This window comes from Streptomyces sp. NPDC001858 (genome assembly GCF_053594615.1).
On sequence record NZ_JBSFEV010000023.1, the window covers coordinates 41,903 to 47,902 of the forward strand.

The following is a 6,000-nucleotide window of genomic DNA, read 5'->3' on the forward strand; positions in this document are numbered from 1 at the left end:
AATCTGAGCATCACGATCCGATAGCAATCGGACACGTGTCGTAGCACTTGTGACCTGCGCGCGTATCGGGCGAGTAACGGAAGGCGAGCGCAACCGGAACTCTCTTGACTGCGTCTTCGTCCATCAGCGTGACTGCCATGATGCACACACACGCGTGCCCGGGTTTTTTTCCGTCTCTGAGAACCGTACGCCCGTTTCAGTGAGTCAGACCGTATGCCCGATGAACCGAAGGAGGCCGGGATGAGACTGCTGCTCGTCGAGGACGACAACCATGTCGCCGCTGCCCTGTCCGCGGTCCTCAAGCGGCACGGTTTCGACGTCACGCACGCGCGTAGCGGCGAGGAAGCGCTCCAGGCGCTCGTCCCGGAGGGCCCCGGCTTCGGGGTCGTGCTGCTCGACCTGGGCCTGCCCGACCAGGACGGATACGAGGTCTGCGGCAAGATCCGCAAGCGCACCGCCACGCCCGTGATCATGGTGACCGCCCGCTCCGACGTCCGCTCCCGCATCCACGGCCTCAACATGGGGGCCGACGACTACGTGGTGAAGCCGTACGACACCGGGGAACTGCTCGCCCGCATCCACGCCGTCAGCCGCCGCACCGTCCACGAGGACCAGGCCGTCGGCGGGGAGAGCGCGCTGCGCCTGGGCGCCGTGCACATCGAGCTGCCCACCCGGCGCGTCACAGTGGACGGCACGGTCGTCCAGCTCACCCGCAAGGAGTTCGACCTCCTGGCGCTGCTCGCCCAGCGCCCCGGGGTCGTCTTCCGCCGGGAGCAGATCATCAGCGAGGTGTGGCGCACCAGCTGGGAGGGGACCGGGCGCACCCTGGAGGTGCATGTGGCCTCCCTGCGCGCCAAGCTGCGCATGCCCGCGCTGATCGAGACCGTGCGCGGCGTCGGCTACCGGCTCGTCGCCCCGGCCGCGTAGCGGGGATCCTCGTTGCACAAGCGTCTGCTGCCGTTGCTCATCGTCCTGCTGGCCGCCGTGCTGCTGGCCCTCGGGGTGCCGCTGGCCGTCAGTGTCGCGGGCGCCCAGCAGCAGAACGTGGTCGTCGACCGCATCGACGACACCGCGCGCTTCGCGGCGCTCGCCCAGTTCGTCAGCCTCTCTTCGAGCACCGGCGAGGACGCGTCGGCGTCCACGAACGAGCGACGCGAGACCCTCAGGCGCGAGCTCGACAGCTACTACGACGTCTACGGCATTCGTGCCGGGGTCTTCTACGGCACCGACACCCCCATGGCTCATGCTCCGCGTGACTGGTACCTCCCCGAATCGGGTGAGGTGCGGGACGCGTTCGAGGAGGCGCTGCTCAGCCGTCGCAGCCACGATCCCCAGCAGGTGTGGCCGTGGCAGCGCAACCGGCTCGTCGTGGCGTCGCCGGTCATCCGGGACGGCGACGTCGTCGCGGTCGTCGTCACCGACTCGCCCACCGGGCCGATGCGTTCGAGGATCCTGCACGGCTGGCTGATCATCGGCGCCGGCGAGGTCGCCGCGATGCTGCTCGCCATCGGCGCCGCCCTGCGGCTCACCGGCTGGGTCCTCAAGCCCGTGCGCGTCCTGGACACCACCACCCACTCGATCGCCAGCGGCCGGCTGAAGTCCCGGGTCGCGGTGGCCGGCGGACCGCCGGAACTCCGACGGCTGGCCCGGTCGTTCAACGAGATGGCGGACAACGTCGAGGACGTGCTGGAACAGCAGCGCGCCTTCGTCGCCGACGCCTCGCACCAACTGCGCAACCCGCTCGCCGCACTGCTGCTGCGCATCGAACTGCTGGGCTACGAGCTGCCGGAGGGCAACGAGGAGATCGCCTCCGTCCAGAACGAGGGCAAACGCCTGGCCCAGGTCCTGGACGACCTGCTCGACCTGGCCCTGGCCGAGCACGCCGAGGCGCATCTGCGGGTCACCGACATCGGCGCGCTGGCCGCCGAGCGCGTCGCCGCCTGGGCGCCCACCGCCGAGGCCAAGGGCGTCCGACTGGTGGGCGACTGCCCGCCCACCACGGCCTGGGCCGACCCGGTGACGCTGTCCAGCGCGCTGGACGCCGTGATCGACAACGCGGTGAAGTTCACTCCGCAGGGGGAGAGCGTCGAGGTCGCCGTCGCGGCCGACGGCGAGACCACGACGATCGTCGTGACCGACAACGGTCCGGGGCTGACCGACGAGGAGCTCACGCGCGTGGGCGACCGCTTCTGGCGCAGCGGCCGGCACCAGAACATCAAGGGCTCGGGCCTGGGCCTGTCCATCTCCCGGGCGCTGCTCGCGGCGGCCGGCGGCTCCCTGACGTACGACCACCATGAGCCCAGCGGGCTGACGGCGACGGTGTCGGTGCCGAGGTCGCCCGCGTCGTAGCGGGAGCGGGGAGCGGGGAGCGGGGAGCGGGGAGCGGGGAGCGGGGGAGCGGGACCGGCGGCGGGGACGGGGAGGGCTACGGCTTGACCGAGCGGTAGTAGCGCCGGGCGCCCTCGTGCAGCTTGAGGGGGTCGGTGTAGATGGCCGTGCGCAGGTCGACCAGCTGCGCGGAGTGCACATGCGCGCCGATGCCGTCGCGGCTCTTGATCACGGTCCGGGTCAGCCACTCGGTGAGCCGGGGCGCCATGTCCGTGCGGGTCATCAGCAGGTTGGACACCGCTATCGTCGCGACGGTCGAGCCGTTCTGGATGGTCGGGTAGGCGGACTCGGGCATGTTCGTGGCCCGGTAGTAGCCGGTGGAACCGTCCAGGTCGTGCATCTTGGCGACGAGGTCGGGACCGATCGGCACGAACCGGAAGGTGAAGCTGTCGGCCAGCTTCTCCAGCCCCGCCGTCGGCACCCCGCCGGACCAGAAGAACGCGTCGATCTTGCCCTGCTTCAGCTGCTCGGGGCCGGTGTCGATGCCCTCCGACTCGGCCTTGATGTCCTTCACCGGGTCCAGTCCGGCCGCCTTGAGCACCCGCTCGGCGATCAGCCGCACCCCCGAGCGCGGCAGCCCGGTCGCCACGGTCCTGCCCCGCAGATCCGCGACGGACCGCACGTCCGAGTCGCGGGGCACCACCAGCTGCACGTAGTCGTCGTACAGACGGGCCACCCCGCGCAGCCGGGCGGCCGAACCCGGGTGCTGCACCTCGTAGGCCTCCACGGCGTCGGCGGCGGCGATGGCGAAGTCGGCGTCGCCGGTCGCCACGCGCGCGACGTTCTCCTGCGAGCCGTTGCTGGCCGTCAGGTTCACATCCAGGTCGGGCATGTCCTCGGCGAGCTCCGCGCGCAGCCGGCTGCCGTACTCGTAGTAGACGCCGCTCGTCGTGCCCGTGCTGAACGTGATCGAACCGCTCGGCGGCTCCTCGCCCAGCGGCAGCAGCCACCACAGCAGCAGCCCGAGGACGACGGCGCCGACGGCCGTGCCCTGCAGCGCACGACGCCTGTCGATCCGGGAGAACACCTTGGACATGGCCGCGATCCTGCCAGCCGGAACGCGGTGCTGACCAGGGCAGAGCGCAGCGGCCCCGGTCGCGGATCGGCCTGCGGAACGGTTCGAGGACCGTAGTGTCAGTGGTCGTCGTTACAGTCTGTGCATGAGTTCCTCGCCCGCCGACCTGGTCCGTGAATTCCACCGCGCCTTCGGGCTCGACGCCCGCAACACGCCTACGGAGGTGTCTTCCCGGCTCGCCGCGCACCGCGGGGAGCTGCTCGCCGAGGAGGCCGCGGAGGTCGCCGAGGTGTCGGTGAGCGGCCCGCTGGACCGGCTCGCGCACGAGCTGGCCGATGTCGTCTACGTCGCCTACGGCACGGCTCTGGTGCACGGGATCGATCTCGACGCGGTGCTCGCCGAGATCCACCGGGCCAACATGTCCAAGCTGGGTCCCGACGGCCAGATCGCCCGCCGCGCCGACGGCAAGGTCCTCAAGGGGGAGCACTACGAGGCGCCGGACGTGTCCGCGGTGCTGCGCCGCCAGGGATGGATACCGGGCGGCGCAGCCTGAGGCCGGGGCGCCGCGTCAGGGCGTCCCTGCGCCCGCCAGCTTCCACTCGCGGTGCAGCGCGCCCAGCGGGATGTCCCGTTGGAACACGGGCGTGCCGAAGACGCTCAGTTGCAGCCGCAGGACGCCGCTGAGGTCGACACCGCCGTAGACGGCCCATGAGCCGTCGGCCTCGAACACGTCGTCGGTGCCGGTGACCGTGCCGGTGCCCTCGCCGCGGACATAGGGCGCCAGGTCGGCGACGACCCCGACGCTGCCGTACAGGCCGACCGAGGCCTGGGCCCCCAGGGCCGCCTTGACGCTGCCGGCGGTGGTGACGGACGTGCGCACCGGAGTGCTCTTCATGTCCGAGGCGCTGACGGGCGTCCAGCCCTGGCCCAGGCCGAAGGTGCCGCCCGCCTTGAAGTCGCCTTCGAGGCTCTGCTCCACGTCGACGGTGATCCTGCCGTCGCCGCTGATCTCGACGTAGCAGGTCAGGTCGAGGTTGACCACGACGGGGACGGGGCCGACCTGGAGAACCGGATCGGCGTGCAGGGTGGCGAACGGGATCCGCACCGGGTTGGCCGAGGCGCCGGCGCGGCCCTCCAGGGACCAGCCGGAGGTCCAGTCGCCGGAGACGCCCAGGTAGGCCGAGGCGGGCGCGACGTCGGCGCCCTCACCGCCGTAGCGGAAGTCGACCTGCGGGGCGACCTGCACAAAACCGGAGACCGAGGCGGTGGCGGAGGCCGACTCGTTCCCGACGGTCGGCAGGTCGGCGCGCACGTCGAGCCGCAGGCTGCCGAGCGGAACCGTCGCTCCCTCGGGACCGACGTGGACGTCACCCGTCCGCGACCAGGAGACGTCGACGTCGGGCAGCAGCTTGTCGATGTCGAAGGAGGCCGGGTCGACCGGCACGCTGCCCTTGGCGGTGTCGTCCCCGAGCAGGGCGTTGAGCTGGGCGGGCTCGGTCTGCACCGCCGTGCCCTCGGCGGTCTCGCCGATCACCTTCGTGACCTCGGCGAGGAGCCCGTTCGGCGCACCGGGGGCGGGCGCGCTGGCGATGACATCGCCCACGGCCGTGCGGTGCGGAGCCTCCGACGCGGTCGGAGAGGGCGTCGCGGGGGAACTCGCGCCGCCTGTGGCGTCGTTGGAGGGAGTGCCGGTGGTGGAGGAGTCGTGGGAGGAAGCGTCGGATGAGATGACGGCTCGACCGGTCTTGCTGTCGTACGAGTCGACGCTGAGCTTCGTTCGGTGGGCTTCTCCGTCTGCGTCACCGGGACGGGCCGCGGCGGTCGCGGCACCGCCGGCGGGTGCGGCCGCCACCGCGAGCGAGCGGTCGGCGGAGGAGGCGGAGGTCTCCGCGTCCGCCTGGCGGCCGGCCGACGAGGAGGGGGGTTCGGCCTGGGAGGAGGGGGAGGAGCAGCCCGCGGCGAGAAGGAGAGCGGATGCGGCTAAGGCGGGCATGAGGGCACGCGTGTGCCTCGTGCGTCTGCGCAAGGTCAGTCCTGAGGTGGGGATGGAAAAGCAGGAGGGACCGGCCGGACAGACAGTTTCCTACCGGCAGGTAACTAAGCATGAGCATGCCATGCGGCTCCCCTGGGCCCTTCAAGATTCCCCAGGTCGACGATGTGAGGTACGCCATGCGCTGCGCTGCGCGGGGCTGTGTTGGGCTGCGCGGTGCTGCGTTGCGTTGTGTTGCGCTGCGGTTGGGGCGGGCGGGGCGGGGCGGGGCGCACGAGCACACTGCGCGCGCCCCACGACACCCCAGTCGCCGGATGCCGTCAGCGCCTGGTGTGCCGCCCGCCGGGATCGGCGTCGGCGCCTCAGCCGGCCCTTCCGCCGTCGGCGTACCGCGGCTCAGCCGGTCCACCGCTCTCGGCGGGCTCACCTCACCCGATCCACCGCCGTCAGCGGCAGCGCCCGAGCCGACTCTGCGTCGCGCGCGCCCGCGCCTCAGCTGACCCTCTGCCGCCAGCGGCAACGCTTCAGCCGGCCCCTCCGCCGTCGGCGATCGCGCCTCAGCCGATCCACCGCCTTTAGTGCCCGCGCCTCAGCCGACCCTCCGCTG

Annotated in this window: 5 protein-coding genes; 3 read left to right on the forward strand and 2 right to left on the reverse strand. The window is 71.7% G+C overall.

Annotated features, from left to right (window positions below; genetic code table 11):
- Nucleotides 1–240: 240 nt before the first annotated feature.
- Both ACWCPF_RS28095 and ACWCPF_RS28100 read left to right on the forward strand, forming a co-directional pair.
- Entirely contained in the window at nucleotides 241–927 is a 687-nt protein-coding gene (locus ACWCPF_RS28095) for a response regulator transcription factor (RefSeq protein WP_451047973.1), read from the forward strand.
- A 12-nt stretch (nucleotides 928–939) separates the two neighbouring features.
- Complete coding sequence (locus ACWCPF_RS28100) at nucleotides 940–2,349, forward strand: sensor histidine kinase (RefSeq protein WP_451047893.1); 1,410 nt, start codon at nucleotides 940–942, stop codon at nucleotides 2,347–2,349.
- Between the two features lie 76 nt (nucleotides 2,350–2,425).
- Here ACWCPF_RS28100 and ACWCPF_RS28105 read toward each other — a convergent pair whose 3' ends face one another.
- Nucleotides 2,426–3,424: a TAXI family TRAP transporter solute-binding subunit gene (locus ACWCPF_RS28105; RefSeq protein ID WP_451047894.1), complete on the reverse strand. Its 999-nt coding sequence runs from the start codon at nucleotides 3,422–3,424 to the stop codon at nucleotides 2,426–2,428.
- 124 nt (nucleotides 3,425–3,548) lie between these two features.
- Between ACWCPF_RS28105 and ACWCPF_RS28110 the strand changes: the two genes are divergently transcribed.
- Nucleotides 3,549–3,956 carry a pyrophosphohydrolase domain-containing protein gene (locus ACWCPF_RS28110; protein ID WP_451047895.1) on the forward strand — a complete coding sequence of 136 codons (408 nt, stop codon included), beginning with the start codon at nucleotides 3,549–3,551 and terminating at the stop codon, nucleotides 3,954–3,956.
- Between the two features lie 15 nt (nucleotides 3,957–3,971).
- Here ACWCPF_RS28110 and ACWCPF_RS28115 read toward each other — a convergent pair whose 3' ends face one another.
- On the reverse strand, nucleotides 3,972–5,396 hold the full coding sequence (locus ACWCPF_RS28115) for a hypothetical protein (RefSeq protein ID WP_451047896.1): 1,425 nt from the start codon (nucleotides 5,394–5,396) through the stop codon (nucleotides 3,972–3,974).
- Nucleotides 5,397–6,000: the final 604 nt, after the last annotated feature.